Origin of the sequence: Bradyrhizobium sp. BLXBL-03, assembly GCF_051853015.1 — a bacterium.
GTDB lineage: Bacteria > Pseudomonadota > Alphaproteobacteria > Rhizobiales > Xanthobacteraceae > Bradyrhizobium > Bradyrhizobium manausense.
In genome coordinates this window covers 1,412,325-1,432,090 of record NZ_CP182470.1, presented here as the reverse complement: position 1 = coordinate 1,432,090, position 19,766 = coordinate 1,412,325, and the positions used below count along the sequence as shown (strand labels likewise).

Here is a 19,766-nt window from a genome sequence, read left to right as displayed (position 1 = left end):
CTGTTCCCACCGCCGGACATTACGATTTGCGGTAGCGGATCAACGAAAAGTGCCCCATCGGCGGCATCGGGCGGCGTTCCGCCAGCGTGACGCCGCCGTGCCTGGCGGCCCAATTGACGAGGCGGGCCCATGGGAATTCCGGGCGCCAGCCGAGGCGGCGCGCGAGCGGCGCGAAGGCGAGCTCGGAGAGCTTGCGCAGACCCTTTTCCGCGCCGATGTGGTTGACCAGGATCAGCTCGCCGCCGGGCCTCAGCACGCGCACGAACTCGTCGAGCGTGCCTTCGGGATCGGGCACCGCGGTGATGACATATTGCGCGACCACCGCGTCGAACGAATTGTCGGGGAAGGCGAGATTCTTCGCGTCCATCACCGAGAGCACTTCGACATTGGAGAGACGCAGGCTCCGCACGCGCTGCTGCGCCTTGCGCAGCATCGGCTCGGAAATGTCGACGCCGCAGATTTTTGTGGTGCGCGAATAATCCGACAGCGAGAGGCCGGTGCCGACGCCGACGTCGAGGATGCGACCGCCGATGCGGTCGGCCTCGGCGATGGTCGACTGCCTGCCGGCATCGAACACCTTGCCGAACACGAGATCATAGACCGGCGCCCAGCGGCCATAGGCCTTCTCGACCCCGGCCCGCGAGATGTCTGCTGCCATGCCCCCTGCCCTGAAGATTTAGCCGCGAACCGCTTCCACCAGCGGCCTCGCCGTGTTGCTCGCGACCTTCGCGGCTGCGCTCTGGATGAAGCCGCCGCCGAGCACGCGCGCCTGCCCTGAGGCTGCGTCGTAGAAGACGCAGGCTTGTCCCGGCGAGACGCCCTCTTCGCCGGCGACGAGCTCGACCTCGTAAGTACCATCAGCTCCGCGCAGCCAGGCCGGCTGCGGGCTGCGGGTCGAGCGCACGCGGACGAACAGCTCGAGCCCGCCCCCGATGGCGCTGTCGATTTCGCCGCCGCCGATCCAGTTGACGTCACGCAAGGTGATGCGGTGCATCTTCAGCGCCTCGCGCGGGCCGACGACGACGCGGCGGTTGGCTGCATCGAGGCGCACCACGTAAAACGGCGCGGCAGCGGCGATGCCGAGGCCGCGGCGCTGGCCGATGGTGAAATTGGCAATGCCGTGATGCTGGCCGAGCACGCGTCCATCGAGATCGACGATGTCGCCGGGGTCCATCGCGTTCGGACGCAGGCGGGTGATGATGTCGGTGTAGCGGCCCGTGGGCACGAAGCAGATGTCCTGGCTGTCGTGCTTGTCGGCAACCGAAAGACCGAAGCGGCGCGCGAGCTCGCGCGTCTCGGGCTTGGTCATGTCGCCGAGCGGAAAGCGCAGGAAGTCGAGCTGCTCTTGCGTGGTCGCAAACAGGAAGTAGCTCTGGTCGCGATCGGCATCTGCCGCGCAAACCAGCGCGCGCGAGCCGTCAACGCGGCGGCGCGAGGCGACGTAATGGCCGGTGGCGAGCGCCTGCGCCCCGAGCTCGCGCGCGGTCTTCAGGAGGTCGCGGAACTTGACTGATCGGTTGCACTCGATGCACGGCACCGGCGTCTCGCCGAGCGCGTAGCTATCGGCAAAGACGTCGATGACGGACTCGCGAAAGCGGTCCTCGTAATCGAGCACGTAATGGGGAATGCCGAGCTTGGCCGCGACGTCGCGGGCGTCGTGGATGTCCTGGCCGGCGCAGCAGGCGCCCTTGCGATGGGTGGCCGCGCCATGGTCGTAGAGCTGCAGCGTGATGCCGACGACGTCATAGCCCTCCGCCTTGAGCAGCGCAGCCGTGGTCGAGGAGTCGACGCCGCCCGACATGGCAACGACGACCCTGGTATCCTCAGGACGGCCTTCGAGATCCAGACTGTTGAGCATGGGCTTAAGCTGACGTGACGGCGGCGTTTCCCGCGATTCCTGTTGTGCTTCCGGGTCACTTGGGCCGGGGCGTCAACGGTCCCCGGGAACCTCTGGTTCCCTCGGGGGCACTGGCTGGCCCGGTCGAAAGCGGCTGAGAGCACCCTTTAATATAGGCGGCATTCGGGTGAAGCAATCATGGCGGCCGCAAGCTTTCAGGCAATTCTTGCCGGGGCGGCAGAAATGACGGGGCGGCGGGCGGGCCCAGAGCGATTGCTCCAACCCGTCAAATAATTGATTTTACTGTATAAAATATCGAAACGTGGGATTGGCCCGCTCCTTGCTAACCTCCTCGTCCGAAGACGTTTTCAAGGGGTCGCCTGTGGTTGGTCACACATCAGACGTAGCGGCGACTGCGCAGGTCTCGAGCGCGCAAGCGAAGCCTGCCCGGCCGCAGACCAAGGACCAGACGCCGAGTTCCTCCTTTGGCGACCTCGTCGACAGCAATACCCAGGCGATCAACAACGCCATCAGCAACAGCGCCCCGTCCTCGAACCAGGACAACGCACCGCGGCGCAGTGACGCCTCATCCAACTCATCGTCGTCCGGGTCGTCGGACCGGAGCAGCAACAGCGCCTCGACAGACCAGTCCTCGCAGAGCAAGGCGAGCGACGACACGAATTCCCAGACAACGACGCCCGCCAGCGACACGCCGGCCGCGCCAGCCAAGGCCGACGGGAAATCCAAGGACAAGGCCGACGCGTCCACCACCAAGGCGGGCGACGCCAAGGACGCCAGCAAGGACGTCAAGACCGACAGCACCGACGGCCTCGCCGCCGCGGTGGATGCCTCCGCCGCGCAGACCGCGACGCCGGCTGCGACGCCCGATCCGACCGCCGTTCCCGTTGCAGCACCCGTGGTGCCGGTCGATCCGAATGCCGCGGCAAACCAGGTCACCAGCGCGGCTTCGTCGCCGTTGACGATTGCAGCGGCCGGCATCGCCGCCAGCGCCTCGATCACGGCGCAGATATCAGGCAGCAAAACCGATGCGGCCGGCAAGGCCGCCAAGACCGGGGATGGCAAGAGCACCGACGCGAAGGCCGCGCTGACCGAGGTGGCTGTCGCAAACTCGGACACCACTGCAACCGATGTCACGGCAAAGGCCGCGCAAGTCACCGCGGTCGACCAGGGCACGCCGAAGTCTTCGTTCAAGGCGGTTGTCACAACGCAAGGCCAGACCGACGTCTCCAATATTGGCCAGGACCCGGCCAAGACCGCGCAGACGGCGACACCAGCCCAAAACTCCGCAACGCCGACGGCCGCCGCCGCGCATCCGCAAGGCCCAAAGCCGCAGACTGACGCGGCCACGACCGATGCGAAGGTCGACGCAGCCAATCGCACCGCAGACGTCACGCCGGCCACGCCCGTCGCACACGCGCATGCCGACACGCCAGCCGTCGCCGCCGCCACCACCGACGTCAGCACCCAGGCCGCAAACGCCGTGCAGGCGCCGCTGACCACGATGACATCGACGGTCACCGCCTCCACCGCGACGCTCACCGCGACCGCAGCCAATCCGAATGCGGTGCCGATCAGCGGCATCCCGGTCGAGATCGCCGCGGCCGCGCGCGCCGGCAAGACCCGCTTCGACATCAGCCTCGATCCGGTCGATCTCGGCCGTATCGATGTCCGCATCAATGTCGACCGCAACGGCCAAGTCACCTCGCATCTCACCGTCGAGAAGCCGGAGACGCTGCAGATGCTGCGGCAGGACGCGCCGCAATTGCAGCGCGCCCTCGACGATGCCGGCCTCAAGACCGGCAGCAACGGCCTCTCCTTCAGCCTGCGCGACCAGAACTCATCGGGCCAGAACGCCGGCCAGAACAACGACAACGGCAACAATTCGCGCCGGCTGATCATCAGCGAGGATGATCAGGCCGCAAGCCTGCCGGTCAGAAGCAGCTATGGCCGCATGCTCGGATCGAGCAGTGGCGTCGATATCAGAGTGTGAGGAGTATCAGGCCATGACCACCACGAATGCCGCCACCGCGCCCTCAGTCGTCTCCGGCACCACCGACGTTCCTAAATCCGCTTCGTCCAGCTCGCTGAGCTCGACCACGGGCTCGACCCTCGCCGGCAATTTCCAGACCTTCCTGACGCTGCTGACCACGCAGCTCAAGAACCAGAACCCGCTCGATCCGCTCGACACCAACCAGTTCACCCAGCAGCTGGTGCAGTTCGCCGGCGTCGAGCAGCAGCTCAAGACCAACGACTCGCTGTCCCAGCTCGTCACCCTGCAGCAGACCACGCAGGCGACGCAGGCGCTGGATTTCGTCGGCAAGACCGCGGTGGTCGACGGCACCACCGCGACCATGAAGAGCTCGTCGGCGACCTGGCACCTCAACGTGCCCACCAGCGCCACGGTCGATATTTCCATCGCCAATTCCAGCGGCCAGACCGTGTTCACCGGCAAATATACCGCCGGCGCCGGCAGCGACATTCCGTTCACCTGGAATGGCCAGGGCAATGACGGCACGCAATGGCCCGACGGCAAGTATACGATCACGGCGACAGGCAAGGACGCCTCGGGCAACAGCGTCGGCGTCGCAGCCCAGGTGCAGGGCACGGTGGATTCCGTCGACCTGACCCAGTCGCCGCCGCTGCTCTCCATCGACGGCAACAGCTACACGCTGAGCCAGGTGAAGAGCGTGGTGGCGAGCAGCAGCGGCAGCTGAAGCATATGGTGTCATCCCGGCGAAAGCCGGGATCCATAACCACAGGGCGAAGTTTGGGGAAGACCGGTAGTTAAAGAATTTGCCTTGGTATTGCGATCTGCGTGTCATCGCTAGATCACGCGGCATGAGTCCCGGCCTCCGCCGGGACGACGGCAAAAGTTAGTAAAGTATTTACGAAGACCCCGCTCGGCCGGCTGAAAGCGTGTTCTCAGCCCGCCGGGACGGTTTCGTTCCAGCCGGATTCAACGAGAATTGTATTGAAGCCTTAGGCTTAGCGGATTTTTAAGCCGACACGCGTAGGGTTACGGCGTGAGTTCAGTGGTTGAGAGTTTGTGAGTACGCCATGACAGAACCCCATCGCCCGAGGGTAAAATACGTCATCGGGCCGGACGGCAGTCCGCTGACGATTGCAGATCTGCCCGCACCCGGCACCAAACGCTGGGTCATCCGACGCAAGGCCGAAGTCGTTGCCGCGGTTCGTGGCGGACTTCTCTCGCTCGAGGAGGCCTGCAGCCGTTATACCCTGACGGTCGACGAATTCCTCTCCTGGCAGTTTTCCATCGACCAGCACGGTCTGGCGGGTCTTCGCACCACCCGCATCCAGCAATATCGCCAGTAAGCGATCCGGAAATCTGCTGCTTTTGACGAAAATCGGCCTCGCTCCGCGAGGCCGATTTTTTTCATGTTTGCTTTTGGGCCGACTTTTGTCCGGGCTGTTAACCGTCGTTAACCATATGGAAACCATCACCTAGGCAATAATTGCCCAGTCGGCCTTTCCAGTGAAAGCGGCCGAATCTGCCGGGGCGGTTGCTTGCAAGGTCTTGCGGACTTCTTAAAGGGTATCGGCGCCGCCCGGTTCGGGGCGATGATCGCGGTCACCGCCGCGCTCATCGGCTTCTTTGCCTTCGTTATCATGCGCGTCACCACGCCGCAGATGACGACGCTGTTCACCGACCTTAGCGTCGAGGATTCCTCCAGCATTATCAAGGATCTGGAACGCCAGGGCATCCAGTTCGAGCTGCGCAATGAGGGCAGCATCATCATGGTGCCCAAGGACAAGGTCACCCGCCTGCGCATGAAGCTCGCCGAGGGCGGCCTGCCCAAGGGCGGCGGCGTCGGCTACGAGGTGTTCGACAAGTCGGATGCGCTCGGCACCACCTCTTTCGTCCAGAACATCAATCATCTGCGCGCGCTGGAGGGCGAGCTTGCCCGCACCATCCGCGCCATCGACCGGATCCAGGCCGCCCGCGTCCATCTGGTGCTGCCCGAGCGCCCGCTGTTCGCGCGCGATGCGCCGGAGCCGTCGGCCTCGATCGTGGTGCGGGTCCGCGGCTCGCTCGAAGCCCAGCAGATCCGCGCCATCCGCCACCTCGTCGCCTCCGCCGTCAACGGCTTGAAGCCGCAGCGGGTCTCGATCGTGGACGAGGCCGGCCAGCTGCTCGCCGACGGTGCCCAGGCCGATCCCGAGCAGGCGCTCGGCGACGAGCGCCGCACCGCCTTCGAGAAGCGGATGCGCAAGCAGGTCGAGGACATCGTCTCCTCCGTGGTCGGGTCGGGGCGCGCCCGCGTCCAGCTCTCCGCCGATTTCGACTTCAACAAGATCACCCAGACCTCGGACAAGTTCGATCCCGAAGGCCGCGTGCTGCGCTCGACCCAGACCCGCGAAGAGCAGAGCATGACCGCCGACAACAACGGCCAGGTCACGGTCAACAACGAGCTCCCCGGCCAGCAGCAGAACAGCGGCCCAGCGGCAAAGGACCAGAGCAAGAAGACCGAAGAGACCAACAATTACGAGATCTCCCGCACCACCAAGACCGAGGTGACCGAGGCCGGCCGGGTCAACCGCATCTCGGTCGCGGTGCTGGTCGACGGCATCTACACCAAGAATGACAAGGGCGAGCTCGCCTATCAGGATCGCACCAAGGAGCAGCTCGACCGCATCGCCACCCTGGTGCGCTCGGCGATCGGCTTCGACCAGAAGCGCGGCGACCAGGTCGAGGTCGTCAATCTGCGCTTTGCCGACGCCCCCTCCACCACCCCGATCGCCGAACCGTCCGGCTTCCTCGGCATGCTGCAGTTCACCAAGGACGACATCATGTATTTCGTCGAGCTCGGCGTGATGATGCTGCTCGGCCTGGTCGTGATGTTCATGGTGATCCGTCCGCTGGTGAAGCGCATCCTCGCCTCCGACGAGGTCGCCGCCGCCATCAGCGGCGTCCTGTCGGGCCCCGCGGCATCCGACGAGGCCGCGCCGGCTGGCGGCCAGACGCTGCTGCCGAACGGTACCGCCAGCGCGATCGACGTCGCCACCGTCCAGGGGCAGGTCCACGCCCAGTCCGTTCACCGCGTCGGCGAGCTTGCCGAACGCAACCCCAACGAAACCGTCGCCATCATCCGTCAATGGCTGGCCGAACCCGCGAAATGATCGAGAAGTGAACTGACATGGCCGCTTCCCTGCAAAACGCCAATTCCAACGACATCACCAGCGTCATCTCGACGCTCGGCCAGCGTGCCGGCGACCGGGCCAGGGACGGCAAGAGCTCGGAGCAATTGACCGGACCGCGGCGCGCCGCAATCCTGATGCTGGCGCTCGGCGAGCAATATGGCGGCAAGATCTGGTCGCTGCTCGACGACGACGAGGTGCGCCAGCTGTCGCTGGAAATGTCGACGCTCGGCACCGTCGAGGTCGGCACGGTCGAGGACATGCTGCTCGAATTCGTCTCGCGCATGTCGGCCTCGGGCGCGCTGATGGGCAATTTCGACGCCACCGAACGGCTGCTGCAGCAATACCTGCCACCGGAGCGCGTCAACGGCATCATGGACGAAATCCGTGGCCCCGCCGGCCGCAACATGTGGGAGAAGCTCTCCAACGTGCAGGAAGAGGTTTTGGCCAATTACCTCAAGAACGAATATCCGCAGACCATTGCGGTGGTGCTGTCGAAGCTAAAGCCGGAGCACGCCGCACGGGTGCTCGGCATCCTGCCCGAGGAGCTCGCGCTCGACGTCGTCAACCGCATGCTGAAGATGGAAGCGGTGCAGAAGGAGGTGATCGAGAGCGTGGAGAAGACGCTGCGTACCGAGTTCATGTCCAATCTGTCGCAGACCCGCCGCCGCGACGCGCACGAGGTGATGGCGGAAATCTTCAACAATTTCGACCGCCAGACCGAAACCCGCTTCATCACCTCGCTGGAAGAGGACAATCGCGAATCCGCCGAGCGCATCAAGGCGCTGATGTTCACCTTCGACGACCTGGTGAAGCTGGATTCCGGTTCGGCCCAGACCCTGATGCGCAACGTCGACAAGGACAAGCTCGGCGTGGCGCTGAAGAGCGCCAACGAGGATGTCCGCAACTTCTTCTTCGGCAACATGTCCTCCCGCGCGGCCAAGATGCTGCAGGACGACATGGCGGCGATGGGGCCGGTTCGCCTGCGCGACGTCGACGAGGCCCAGGCGCTGCTGGTCAATCTCGCCAAGGACCTCGCCGCCAAGGGCGAGATCATGCTGACCAAGAACCGCGCTGACGACGAGCTGGTGTATTGATGGCCGCTCCGGCAAAATTCCTGTTCGATACCGACTTCGCCGCGCCCGATCGGACGCGCGAGAAGGCCGCGACCGCAGCCGAGATCGCGCAGAAGGTCGCGGAAGCCGAAGCACGCGCCTATCAGGACGGTTTTGCGGCGGGCCAGCGCGAGGCCAAGGCGGAGAGCGACCGCCGCGTCGCCCTCGCCATGGAAGAGATCAACATCGCGATCCGCGGCATTGCCGCAGGGATCGGCAATATCGAGAGCAAGATGGAGACCGAGGCGGTCGACGTCGCGGTCGCGGTGGCGCGCAAACTGTGCGCGGACCTGGTCGCCGCCGAGCCGCTCGGCGAGATCATGGCGCTGGTCAAGGACTGCTTCTCGCACCTGGTCGCGACGCCGCATCTGGTCGTCCGCATCAACGACGCGCTCTACGACAGCGCGCGCGAGAAGATGGAGCGGCTGGCCAAGCAGAGCGGCTTCGAAGGCCGGCTGGTGATCCTGGCCGAGCCCGATATTGCCACCGGCGACTGCCGGATCGAGTGGGCCGACGGCGGCGTTGTGCTGGAGCGCAGCGCCATCGCGGCCAAGATCGACGACATGGTTGGACGCTATATCGCGTCCCGCAAGGGGAACTAAGCCATGAGCGACACCGACGGACAGGTCCCGCTGCCCGATCTCAACGGCCCGCTGCCGCCTGCCGGCACCGATGTCGGCTACAGCGAGGATGAATATGCGGCGCGCGTCGCCGCCGACCTCGAAGCCGTCTTCGACGTGCCGGTGCAGGTCTCGGCAGTGCTCGGCCGCTCCAAGATGGATGTCGGCGAGCTCTTGAAGCTTGGACCCGGCACGGTGCTCGAGCTCGACCGCCGGGTCGGCGAGGCCATCGACATCTACGTCAACAACAAGCTGGTCGCCCGCGGCGAAGTCGTCCTCGTCGAGGACAAGCTCGGCGTGACCATGACGGAAATCATCAAGACCGAACGCGCGTAAAGCGAACAAAGGGAATGACGCGCGACCGCGCGACCAGACGGACAGGAGACTGACATGCGGCTTCTCATCGTTGGCACATTGAAGGGCCAGCTCACCACCGCCACCAAGATCGCGATGGACAACGGCGCCACCGTGACCCATGCCGAGGATCACGAGCAGGCGATGCGCGTGCTGCGCGGCGGCAAGGGCGCGGACCTCCTGCTGGTCGACGTTGCCCTAGACATCCGCGACCTCGTGATGCGGCTCGAGACCGAGCACATCCACGCTCCGATCGTCGCCTGCGGCATCACCAACGACGCCCGCGCCGCGGTTGCCGCGATCCACGCCGGCGCCAAGGAATACATCCCGCTGCCGCCGGATCCGGAGCTGATCGCCGCGGTGCTGGCCGCCGTCGCCAACGATTCCCGCGAGCTGGTCTATCGCGACGACGCCATGGCACGGGTCATCAAGCTCGCTCAGCAGATCGCAGGCTCCGATGCATCGGTGATGATCACCGGCGAATCCGGAACGGGCAAGGAAGTGCTGGCCCGTTACGTCCACACCCGCTCGGCCCGCGCCAAGCGTCCGTTCATCTCGATCAACTGCGCCGCGATCCCCGAGCATCTCTTGGAATCCGAACTGTTCGGCCACGAGAAGGGCGCCTTTACCGGCGCGATCGCCCGCCGCATCGGCAAGTTCGAGGAGGCCACCGGCGGCACGCTGCTGCTGGACGAAATTTCGGAGATGGACGTCCGCCTGCAATCGAAGCTGCTCCGCGCCATCCAGGAGCGCGTGATCGATCGCGTCGGCGGCACCAAGCCGGTCCCCGTCGATATCCGCATCATCGCGACCTCGAACCGCAATCTGGCGGATGCCGTGCGCGAAGGCACGTTCCGCGAGGACTTGCTGTTCCGCCTCAACGTCGTGAATCTGAAGATCCCGCCGCTGCGCGAGCGTCCGGCCGACATCATGGAGCTTGCCCAGCATTTCGTGAAGAAATACGCCGAAGCCAACGGCGTGCCGATGCGCCCCATTTCGGCCGAGGCCAGGCGCGTGCTCTCCACCAACCGCTGGCAGGGCAACGTTCGCGAGCTGGAAAACACCATGCACCGCGCGGTGCTGATGGCACTAGGCGACGAGATCGGCCCCGATGCGATCCTCACCCCGGACGGCGACCGCCTCGACCTCGCCAAGACCCCGCCCGCCGTGGTGCATGCCACCATGGCCGCCGAGCAGGTAACGCGCGCGCTGGTGGGCCGCACCGTTGCCGACGTCGAGCGCGATCTGATCCTGGAGACGCTCAAGCACTGCCTCGGCAACCGTACCCATGCCGCCAACATCCTGGGCATCTCGATCCGCACGCTGCGCAACAAGCTGAACGAATATGCCGACGGCGGCATCCCGATCACGCCGGCCGGCACGCCCGGTGAATATCCGCGGATGCCGATGATCGGGGCGTAGGGTTTCGCCCAGATCGAGAGGATGCGAATGCCCGTGCTTAGTCCCGGGCATTTTGTTTTTTGGGGCCACGATGCCAGCCTCGTCATTGCGAGCGCAGCGAAGCCATCCAAAATCCCTCTGCGGTGACAGACTGGATTGCTTCGCGGCGCTCGCAATGACGGTGTTGACAGCATTCCTCGCATAACGGGACCGCGTTACTTGACTAGGCCATCCGCTCGCCAAGCCCTATAACCTCGCCCGAGAACCACGCGAGGAACCACATGTCTGAAGCTCAAATCACCGATTGGCTGGCGTCGCAGCGGCAGGCGATGATCGACCTGTTGCGCGACGTCGTGAACATCGATTCCGGATCCTATGACAAGGAAGGCGTCGATGCGGTCGGTGCGCGGTTCGAGCGGCATTTTGCCGAGCACGGCATTCCGTTCCGGCGCGAGAGCCATGGCACCTTTGGCGATGCCATCCACGCCGAGGTCGCAAAACCCGGCAGCAACGAAAAGCCGGTGCTGTTGATGGGGCATCGCGACACCGTGTTCGGCAGGGGCGAGGCCGGGAAGCGCCCGTTCACGATTCGCGACAACCGCGCCTATGGGCCCGGCGTTGCCGACATGAAGGCCGGCGTCGTCATGAACATCTTCGTCGCCACCGCCTTCCACAAATTCGGCGGCAACCCGCATCCGATCAAGCTGCTGATCACCTCCGACGAGGAGATCGGCTCGCCCTCCTCGCGTCCCGTCATCGAGCGCGAGGGACGCTCTGCGCGCGCCGTGTTCAACTCCGAGCCGGGCCGCCCCACCGGCAACGTCGTCACCAGCCGCAAGGGCGGCATCTTCATGCATATGGCCATATCAGGCAAGGCAGCGCATTCCGGCGCCAATTTCGCTGCCGGCGTCAGCGCGATCGGCGAGCTCGCGCACAAGATCACGCAAATCCACGCGCTGACCGATCTCACCAGGGGCATCACGCTCAATGTCGGTCTCATCTCGGGCGGCCAGTCGGTCAATACGACGGCGCCTTATGCCGAGGGCCAGATCGACATGCGCTATGTCGATCCCGGGGATCGCGCCACCGTCATGGCCCAGATCGAACAGATCATCGCGACGCCTTACGTGCCGGGCACCACCGCGACGCTGACGATCAAGGGGGAGTTCGTGCCTGTCGTGCAGAGCGAAAGCTCGAAGGCGCTGTTCGAAAGCTATCAGGCCGCGGCGAGGCAAGCCGGCCTCACCACATTGCAGGGCGAGTTCTCCGGCGGCTGCGCCGATTCCGGCTTCACCGCCGCAGTGGGGACGCCGACGATTTGCGGCGTCGGACCTGTCGGTGGCCTCGCCCATTCGCCGGAGGAATATCTCGAGCTCGACAGCATCGTGCCGCGCGCGCAGACGCTGGCGCTAGCGATTTTGAGGGGCTGATTCAGGTGCCGTAGGGTGGGCAAAGCGAAGCGTGCCCACGAATTCTTTCCACTCATGGAAAGACGATGGGCACGGCGCAAGGGCGCCTTTGCCCACCCTACGAGATCTCGCGAGCCTTACGAATAACTCGGCGCGTCGGGCTTGCGAAAAATGTGGATGGGATCGCCAGGCACGAACGGCTGGCCGCGAAACATCGCATAGGCATACAGCGCGAGATAGGCGATCGCCAACGCGCCGATGGCGTAGAAGGCCCAGGTCCCGACGCGCTTCATAGCTCCGCTCCGCGGCCATCCCGGATGGGAAGGCTCAGGGCGCTTCTAGAGCGATGAGGCGGAAAAGGCCAGCCCGCGTCCGGCGATCAAACGCGGCGGAGGCGCGCGGGAACGCTGACCTCGGCCAGTCTCGCCGCATCCTCGTCCTGATCCACCGCCACATACTGGCCGTGCCAATAGGCAAGCGCGGCGTTGCGCGCCGAATTCCTGACATCCCTGACCCGGCCGATGACGATGCCGTGCGAATGGCGCTCGATGATGTCCTCGACCTCGCAATCGACTGCCGACAATGCGCCGACCAGCAGCGGCACGCCTGATACGGCCGTGACCCATCGGGCGCCGGTGAAGCGATCGGCCCCCTTCAATCCGCCCTTGCCGGCAAAGCGCTCGGCGATTTCGAGTTGGTCGGCCGCGAGGATGTTCACGCCGAAGGCGCCGTAGCGGCGGATCAGCGGAAAGGACGAGGCATCGCGGTTGATGCTGACCAGCAGCGTCGGCGGGTCGACCGAGAGCGAGGTCACCGAGGTCACTGTCATGCCGGTGATGTCCTTGCCCCGCCCGGCGGTGATGACGCTGACGCCGCCGGTGAGGTGGCGCATGGCGCCGCGGAAATCGGCGGACGAGACGGGAATTTCGGTCATGAGATCGCGGGGCACTACATTCATGGCATGATCCCCGAAGCGGGGTTCCCTCTATTTAGGTACGATCGTCCCCCGACAACAGGTGGTTCAGGATCGAGCCTTCGAGGCCGGCAAGCTCGGCCGAGCCGCGCTGGCGGGGCCGGCCTGCGTTAACCACGACGTCATGGGCGATCCGGCCCTCCTCGATCACCAACACCCGGTCGGCGAGCGCCACCGCCTCGGCGACGTCGTGGGTCACCAGGATTGCAGTAAAGCCCTGGTCGCGCCAGACGCGCTCCAGGAGGCGCTGCATCGAGATGCGGGTCAGCGCATCGAGCGCGCCGAGCGGCTCGTCGAAGGCGAGCACGCGCGGACGGGAGACCAGCGCCCGGGCGAGCGCCACGCGCTGCTTCTGGCCGCCCGACAGCACCGACGGCCACTGGTCGCGCTTGTCGGCGAGGCCGACCTCGGCAAGCGCCTTCTCCGCGCGCACATGCGCATCGGTCGACGAACGATCGCGGCCGAGGCCAACCTCGACATTGGACAGCACGCGCGCCCAGGGCAACAGCCGCGGCTCCTGGAACATCACGCGGATGTCTTCGGCCTGAATCTCGCCGCCAAAGCTGACGCTGCCGGCATCGCTCTTTTCCAAGCCCGCGATGAGGCGCAGCAGCGTGCTCTTGCCGCAGCCGCTCTTACCCACGATCGCCACGAACTGTCCGGACGGGATGTGCAGATCGATCCCGCGCAGCACCTCGTTGTCGCCGTAGGATTTGCGCAAGCCGCGGATGCTGAGCGGCAGGCCGCTGATCTGTGTCGGCCGTTCCTCGCGCGCGACGCGGGCGTGAGGCGCGGAATTGGCGCGGCTGCCGAACTCGGTTTCGGGAAGGATCGTACGAAGCGCTGTCTGCATGTGATTCCCGGTATTTCTGCTCAATTTTTCTGGAAGGCGGGGTGCCAGGAGAGCGTCGCCCGCTCCAGCACGCGGGAGGCGCTGTCGGCGAGCTTGCCGAGCAGGGCATAGATCAGGATCGAGAGCACGACGACGTCGATCAGCATGAACTCGCGCGCCTGCATCGCCATGTAGCCTAGCCCTGAGGACGCTGCGATGGTTTCGGCGACGATCAGGGTCAGCCACATGATGCCGAGCGCGAAGCGGATGCCGACGAAGATCGAAGGCAGCGCGCCCGGGAAGATCACGCGGCGGAACAACTCGCTATCGGTCATGCCATAGATGCGGCCCATCTCGATCAGCTGCGGATCGACGGTGCGGATGCCGTGCAGCGTGTTGAGATAGATCGGGAAGAACACGCCGAGCGCGACCAGGAACAGCTTGGCGCTCTCGTCGATGCCGAACCACAGGATGACCAGCGGGATCAGCGCCAGATGCGGCACGTTTCGCACCATCTGCAGCGTGGTGTCGGTGAGCTTTGCCGAGAGCTGCGACAGCCCGTTGCCGAGCCCGAAGGCGAAGCCGATGCTGCCGCCGATCAGAAAGCCGATCGAGGCGCGCCAGAACGACACCCAGATGTTGCGGATGAGCTCGCCGGACAGCAGCAGCTTCCAGCCGGCCAGCGCGACATCGCTGGGCGCCGGCAGCACGCGGGTCGGCACCAAACCGGTGACACAAGCAATCTGCCAAAGCGCGACGATGGCGAGCGGCACGATCCATTGGACCAGGCCATCGACCCGCGGCAGGCGGAAATTGCACGGAAGTGAAACGCTGTCGATCACGCTCATGATTGCGACACCCGGTGCTGCGGACGGTAATCGCTGCCGACGGTCTCGCCGAACGGACCGCCGTTGAAGTGAAGCTTCGTGACGTTGCCCGGCTGCTCCAGCGAGAGCAGCGGGAATACCAGCTCGGCAAAGCGATAGGCTTCCTCCAGATGCGGATAGCCCGACATGATGAAGGTATCGATGCCGATGTCCTGATACTCCTTGATGCGCGCGGCGACCGTCTCGGCATCGCCGACCAGCGCCGTGCCGGCGCCGCCGCGCACCAGGCCGACACCGGCCCAGAGATTCGGCGCGATCTCGAGCTTGTCGCGCTTGCCGCCATGCAGCTGCGCCATGCGCTGCTGGCCGACCGAATCCATCCGGGCAAAGTTCTTCTGCGCGGTCGCGATGGTCTCGTCGCTGACATGCTTGATCAGCTGGTTGGCCGCACGCCAGGCTTCTTCGTTGGTCTCGCGCACGATCACATGAAGGCGGATGCCGAAGGACAGCTTGCGGCCGCGCGCGCCGGCGACATCCCTCACCTTCGCGATCTTCTCGGCAACCTGGGCCGGCGGCTCGCCCCAGGTGAGATATTTGTCGACCGTGTCGACGGCGACATCGATGCCGGCATCCGACGAGCCGCCGAAATAGAGCTGAGGCCGCGGCGACTGCACCGGATGGAACAGCAGCTTGCCGTCCTCGATGCGGATATGCTTGCCCTCGACATTGACGGTCTTGCCGGCAAGCAGGTCGCTATAGACGTTGAGGAACTCGCGGGTGACCTCGTAGCGCTCGTCATGGCCGAGGAAGATGCCGTCGCCCTTGTTCTCGACCGGATCGCCGCCGGTGACGACGTTGATCAGCAAACGGCCGCCCGTGACACGGTCGAGCGTCGCGGTCATGCGCGCGGCGACCGTCGGCGATTGCAGGCCCGGACGGACGGCGACGAGATAGCGCAGCCGCTCGGTGAAGGGGGCAACGCTGGATGCGACGATCCAGGAATCCTCGCAGGACCGGCCGGTCGGCAGCAGCACGCCGTAATAGCCGAGCTGGTCGGCGGCCTGCGCGACCTGGCGCAGATAGTTGAAATTGACCTCGCGGCCGCCGATGCCGGTGCCGAGATAGCGGCCGTCGCCGTGGGTCGGCAGGAACCAGAGGATGTTGCTCTTGCTCATGGAGGGCTCCTAACCGTAGGTCGTGCCGACCGCAGCGGCGACAAGGCCGACCGACAGGGCGATGGCGGCGATCACGCGCTGGACGATGCGTCTCATGTTGGGACCTCTTGAAAGGGGAAGACCGGTCGGCGCGAAGCTGCCGTTTCAAGAATGATGGTGCGGAGCGGGAAGAGTGTCGAGACATCGGGAAAAATAGCGATGCGAGCACTGCGCGCGAGGCGAAGCGCGTGATTAATCTTTCGAACGGCGGAGCGAATGAAGATGGAAATTTTCTGCACGCGGATGTGATGGCGGCGCGCGTTCGGCCTCGAACCTCGCGAGCCGGAACAGAGAACGCGAAAACAACCCCATGCACAGTAGGCGGAGCGCGTGAAAAACGATCAACTACGAATTATCCGAAAAACTCTTTGACCCGTCGGGCAAAACAGGAGTAGGATGGCATCGTGGAGAGGTTCGGCTGGATGGCCCTGCCCGACTAGTGCAGCCACCGCACCGGCAAATTCTGCAAGCCCCGAAACGCCCAGCCGCCGATCCGCACCGGCTCGTCATCGACGAGCTCGAGTCCCCTGGCGCGCGCGAACACCGTCGGCAGCGCGACGTCGGCGATCATGGCGCGCGAGGCGAAGGCGCCGGCGCAGAAATGCGGACCGGCGCCGAAGGCAACGCTCTTCGAGGTGTCGCGCCGCACGTCGAACGCGTCGGCGCGCTCAAAATGCTTCTCGTCGCGATTGGCGGAGCCGAACATCAGGAACACGCGTTCATCCGTCTCGAACGACACGTCGCGGATGCTCCACGGCTTTGCGATGCGCCGCGGCGACATGCCGATCGGCGAGATCCAGCGGGCATATTCCTCGAATGCCTGCAGCCATGACACTTCGCCTTTGCGCACGAGGTCGAGCTGATCGGGATGCGTCAGCAGCGCCCACACCGTGCCTGATATCGCCTTGCGCGGCTCGTTCTGGCCGCCCGATATCGCGAGTTTTACATTCGCGCGCACGCTCTCCATGTTCATGCCGGACGCAAGGAGCACGCCCAGAATGCTCGGGTCGGGGTTCTTGCGCATCACCGGCAGGATGTCGTCGATCGCCGCATCGATGCTGGACGTCGCAGCGTGGCAGCGCGCCTCGACGGCGGGATCGCCGCTGTAATTGGCGATGCCCTCGATCATGCCCTGCGACCAGGCATCCATGTCGGCGAAGCCGATATTGGTGAGGCCGGTGATCGACTTCAGGCACTCGCCGGAGAACGGCAGTGCGAAGTCGGCCATGAAATCGATCCGGCTGCCGGGTTCGAGGGAATCGAGAATGCGATCGGCATGGGCCTGGAACAGCGCCGTCCAGTGCGCCTTCACCGTCTTCGGTGACACCGTCGGAAACATCGCGCGCCGCTCGATTTGGTGCGCTTCGCCATCCTTGCGCATCATGTTGTGTCCCATCAGCCGGTTCATCAGGCCGGCGGGCTGGTGCGAAGAGAACACGTCGATCTGCTTCTCCGAGATCGAGATGTCGTCGCGGCTGGTCAGCAATGTCGAGCCGAGCTGCGGCACGAAGGCGATCGGCGCCTCTTTCCGCATTCTTGCCAACATCGGATAGGGATCGTCCCAGAACGAGGTGGGGTCGATATCGACGCGCGGCGCGGTGCTCAAGGCGGGCTCCCTGGATTTTCGCCGGCCAGACTAGCGAACTCCGCTGCCCACGTCTGTCCCTGGCGACAGGGATGGGTTCGCCGCCGCTGCGGCGGTCGCCACATATTTGGTGTAGAATTCGGCGACCCGGCCGCGCCACATACCGACGAACGCTTCCGACGTCACGTTGTCCACCGATTTCCAGCTGCGCTTGAACGCCGGAAGGGCATTGCCCCAGATCGCGCGCTTGCACCACCTCTCGCCCTTCTCCTTGCCTTCGCTGGTGGCGCACATGGATTTCCAGGCAGTGCGAGCGGGCCGGCTGATGTGCTCGGCGGCGCCTTCCCAGCCCTGCTGATGGATCAGGTAGAGATCGCTCATGTCCGGCTTGCGGTGCGTGATCCACTCGAACTGGACGCCTTCGGTAATGATCTTGTAGGCGGCCGCAACGGCATTGTCCCGGGGACTGCGAATATTCCCGAAGCCGAACTTGCCGAACTCATATTGGCTCAGCTGAAACAGGCCGATATACGACCCGGTGCGTTGATTGGGGTTGAAACCGGATTCGATCTTGGCAACCGCCATCATGAAATTGAAATCGAGACCAAAGGCATCGGCAGCGCGCTTGATCTCTTCGGCCGGCGTTCCAACCGGGATGTCCTTGAACGCACGCAAGACGGTCTCCGCCGGCTTCTCTGCGGGCGGCACCTCGGACCAGATGTAGTAGATCAGATAACGGAAATCCGGCGTCGTCGCCGCTTTCGGAGCATCCTCGGAGGCACCGCGTGCTGCCGGCAGCGGCTGGACGATATCCTGTTCCAACGACGCCAGTTTCGGCCCGACGGGTTCGTCGGCGATTTCGGCTCCGGTGCTCAACGACCCGGGGGCTGCCGACGTCACCGAGGACGTCACCGAGCCAAGCTCTTCTTTTTCTGCCCGAAGCGCTGCTGCAAGTCTGGCGGATGCTTCTGCGTAGAGCGCCGGCGTCACCATGTCCGCTGGGGCCGGCACGTTCGCTGCCGCTTGCGGGATGACATCAGGCATCGTCGCGGCCGGTCTGTTTGCGCCGGCCAGATAGAACCCCACGGCTGCGATCACAGCCACGATGCAGCTGGTCTGCCAAACCTTCATTGCCCGAAGTCTACGAATGGCTTCTGTCCGAAGGTTGTTTGCATGTTCCTGCGGCCGGTGGGTTTAAGCCTCTTTCGTAGAATCTTAAGGTTTAAATGTGGTGAACGGAGCTACTTTCGGCCCCGTCAGTCCCCGAGATGTCCCGTTTTGGGTCAAAAGCGGGGCAGCCCCCGGGGCCCATCTGTTGCCTCCTAGAAGCGGAGCTGTCCGATTGCTGGGGCTCAGCGACCGCTTGTTTTGGCAGCGTGCAGCTCAATGGGACGGCGCAGAAATTCCTCTGCCTCCTCGGCCAGTTCGCGAACGATTTCTCTCGCCGGCATAATACGCGTCACTGCGCTGACCGATTGGCCGGCATAGAGGGCCATCGCATCGACGTGCCCTGTTGCGGTTCTGTCCGCTACGGTTGCCGCAAAGCGTGGAACGGTACGGTGCGATCCGCCGATGTCAACCACGCTCCCAATGCTGTCTTCCTGTAGCGCCTCAGCTGCTTCAATGGCGGAGCGCAAGACGCGATGCTGGGCTTCGGGCCATCCAACATGGAACGTGCAAGTATAGATACTATCCTCGGCTCTCGCGGCGATAAGCGCATCGACGTAGATGGGATGGACATCCGCCTCGGCGGCAGCAACAAAGCGCGTCCCCACGCGCACGCCGGCTGCGCCAGCGGCCAGCGCAGCGGCCATTGCGCGGCCGGTGCCAATGCCGCCGGCAGCGAGAACAGGAATCTCGGGCACGGCGTCGAGCACCTCGCAAAGGAGATGCATGAGCCCCACTGTGCCGCGAACATGACCACCCGCCTCGATCCCCTGCGCGACAATCATATCGCATCCGACAGCTGCCGCCTTCCGGGCCTCGTCGGCCGACCCGACTTGCCACGATGCCAGCGCACCTTGCTCATGGACAATCCGGACGAACTCCGCACTCGGATCGCTGTAGAAGAACTCGACAACCCGGCCGACCTTGGCAGCTTGCTCAACACACCGGTGCGCGCGGGATTGCGAAGGGGCGCCGCCCGGTCGGATAATGAAGTTTACTCCGAATGGGCCACGGGTCAGTTCCCGCGTACGATGGAGAAGGGGGGCGAGAGTCGTTGGATTGAGGCCGGCGCGCGCGGTCCCGAGCATGCCTAAACCGCCGGCTTCGGAAACGGCGGCAGCTAGTTCCGGCGAGCCTACCGCTCCCATGCCAGCGAGCTGAATCGGGATCGTGCACCCTACCAGTTTCGTGAAACGTGTACTGAGCATCGCGCGCTCCAAGCGCTTGGTATGCCGCATCCGCGCCTCCGAGCTT

The 19,766-nt window shown here is 64.8% G+C and carries 19 protein-coding genes; 9 read left to right on the top strand and 10 right to left on the bottom strand.

Annotation, left to right across the window (positions count from 1 at the left end; genetic code table 11):
- Positions 1 to 19 precede the first annotated feature (19 nt).
- Together ACNJX9_RS06825 and mnmA are read right to left on the bottom strand one after the other, a co-directional pair.
- Positions 20 to 658: a class I SAM-dependent methyltransferase gene (locus tag ACNJX9_RS06825; protein WP_057757476.1), complete on the bottom strand. Its 639-nt coding sequence runs from the start codon at positions 656 to 658 to the stop codon at positions 20 to 22.
- An 18-nt stretch (positions 659 to 676) separates the two neighbouring features.
- Positions 677 to 1,858 (bottom strand): tRNA 2-thiouridine(34) synthase MnmA, encoded by a 1,182-nt coding sequence (gene mnmA, locus ACNJX9_RS06820; RefSeq protein ID WP_057757474.1) that lies wholly within the window; start codon positions 1,856 to 1,858, stop codon positions 677 to 679.
- Between the two features lie 361 nt (positions 1,859 to 2,219).
- Here mnmA and ACNJX9_RS06815 point away from each other — a divergent pair, with 361 nt between their 5' ends.
- The 9 genes from ACNJX9_RS06815 to ACNJX9_RS06775 all read left to right on the top strand — a co-directional run bounded on the left by ACNJX9_RS06815 (position 2,220) and on the right by ACNJX9_RS06775 (position 11,935).
- Positions 2,220 to 3,848 (top strand): flagellar hook-length control protein FliK, encoded by a 1,629-nt coding sequence (locus ACNJX9_RS06815; RefSeq protein ID WP_439408230.1) that lies wholly within the window; start codon positions 2,220 to 2,222, stop codon positions 3,846 to 3,848.
- A 13-nt stretch (positions 3,849 to 3,861) separates the two neighbouring features.
- Positions 3,862 to 4,572, top strand: a complete 711-nt coding sequence (locus ACNJX9_RS06810; protein ID WP_057757472.1) for a flagellar hook assembly protein FlgD — start codon at positions 3,862 to 3,864, stop codon at positions 4,570 to 4,572.
- A gap of 343 nt (positions 4,573 to 4,915) precedes the next feature.
- Positions 4,916 to 5,191, top strand: a complete 276-nt coding sequence (gene sciP, locus ACNJX9_RS06805) for a CtrA inhibitor SciP (RefSeq protein WP_002714638.1) — start codon at positions 4,916 to 4,918, stop codon at positions 5,189 to 5,191.
- Positions 5,192 to 5,383: 192 nt separating this feature from the next.
- Positions 5,384 to 6,997, top strand: coding sequence for a flagellar basal-body MS-ring/collar protein FliF (gene fliF / locus ACNJX9_RS06800; protein ID WP_439408229.1), 1,614 nt, complete (start codon positions 5,384 to 5,386; stop codon positions 6,995 to 6,997).
- Between the two features lie 17 nt (positions 6,998 to 7,014).
- Positions 7,015 to 8,112 carry a flagellar motor switch protein FliG gene (gene fliG / locus ACNJX9_RS06795; RefSeq protein ID WP_057757468.1) on the top strand — a complete coding sequence of 366 codons (1,098 nt, stop codon included), beginning with the start codon at positions 7,015 to 7,017 and terminating at the stop codon, positions 8,110 to 8,112.
- Positions 8,112 to 8,732, top strand: a complete 621-nt coding sequence (locus ACNJX9_RS06790) for a FliH/SctL family protein (RefSeq protein ID WP_057757466.1) — start codon at positions 8,112 to 8,114, stop codon at positions 8,730 to 8,732. The genes fliG and ACNJX9_RS06790 overlap by 1 nt, the downstream gene beginning before the upstream one ends.
- Positions 8,733 to 8,735: 3 nt before the next feature.
- On the top strand, positions 8,736 to 9,086 hold the full coding sequence (gene fliN / locus ACNJX9_RS06785; RefSeq protein ID WP_057757463.1) for a flagellar motor switch protein FliN: 351 nt from the start codon (positions 8,736 to 8,738) through the stop codon (positions 9,084 to 9,086).
- A 54-nt stretch (positions 9,087 to 9,140) separates the two neighbouring features.
- Entirely contained in the window at positions 9,141 to 10,526 is a 1,386-nt protein-coding gene (gene flbD, locus ACNJX9_RS06780; protein WP_439408226.1) for a sigma-54-dependent transcriptional regulator FlbD, read from the top strand.
- Positions 10,527 to 10,786: 260 nt separating this feature from the next.
- A complete protein-coding gene (locus tag ACNJX9_RS06775; protein ID WP_439408224.1) occupies positions 10,787 to 11,935 on the top strand; it encodes a M20 family metallopeptidase in 1,149 nt (382 codons plus the stop codon).
- A 116-nt stretch (positions 11,936 to 12,051) separates the two neighbouring features.
- Here the strand turns inward: ACNJX9_RS06775 and ACNJX9_RS06770 are convergent, their stop codons facing one another.
- From ACNJX9_RS06770 to ACNJX9_RS06735, 8 genes are all read right to left on the bottom strand, one after another.
- Positions 12,052 to 12,207 carry a hypothetical protein gene (locus ACNJX9_RS06770; protein ID WP_167354015.1) on the bottom strand — a complete coding sequence of 52 codons (156 nt, stop codon included), beginning with the start codon at positions 12,205 to 12,207 and terminating at the stop codon, positions 12,052 to 12,054.
- Positions 12,208 to 12,293: 86 nt separating this feature from the next.
- Positions 12,294 to 12,872 carry a flavin reductase family protein gene (locus ACNJX9_RS06765; protein ID WP_057757457.1) on the bottom strand — a complete coding sequence of 193 codons (579 nt, stop codon included), beginning with the start codon at positions 12,870 to 12,872 and terminating at the stop codon, positions 12,294 to 12,296.
- A 31-nt stretch (positions 12,873 to 12,903) separates the two neighbouring features.
- Complete coding sequence (locus tag ACNJX9_RS06760; protein WP_439408223.1) at positions 12,904 to 13,740, bottom strand: ATP-binding cassette domain-containing protein; 837 nt, start codon at positions 13,738 to 13,740, stop codon at positions 12,904 to 12,906.
- Between the two features lie 20 nt (positions 13,741 to 13,760).
- Entirely contained in the window at positions 13,761 to 14,567 is an 807-nt protein-coding gene (locus ACNJX9_RS06755; RefSeq protein ID WP_439408221.1) for an ABC transporter permease subunit, read from the bottom strand.
- Positions 14,564 to 15,721 carry an FMNH2-dependent alkanesulfonate monooxygenase gene (gene ssuD / locus ACNJX9_RS06750; RefSeq protein ID WP_439408220.1) on the bottom strand — a complete coding sequence of 386 codons (1,158 nt, stop codon included), beginning with the start codon at positions 15,719 to 15,721 and terminating at the stop codon, positions 14,564 to 14,566. The genes ACNJX9_RS06755 and ssuD overlap by 4 nt, the downstream gene beginning before the upstream one ends.
- Positions 15,722 to 16,196: 475 nt before the next feature.
- Positions 16,197 to 17,366, bottom strand: a complete 1,170-nt coding sequence (locus ACNJX9_RS06745) for a cytochrome P450 (protein ID WP_439408219.1) — start codon at positions 17,364 to 17,366, stop codon at positions 16,197 to 16,199.
- 30 nt (positions 17,367 to 17,396) lie between these two features.
- Positions 17,397 to 18,476, bottom strand: coding sequence for a transglycosylase SLT domain-containing protein (locus tag ACNJX9_RS06740; RefSeq protein WP_439408217.1), 1,080 nt, complete (start codon positions 18,474 to 18,476; stop codon positions 17,397 to 17,399).
- Between the two features lie 221 nt (positions 18,477 to 18,697).
- On the bottom strand, positions 18,698 to 19,750 hold the full coding sequence (locus ACNJX9_RS06735) for an NAD(P)H-dependent flavin oxidoreductase (protein WP_439408216.1): 1,053 nt from the start codon (positions 19,748 to 19,750) through the stop codon (positions 18,698 to 18,700).
- Positions 19,751 to 19,766: the final 16 nt, after the last annotated feature.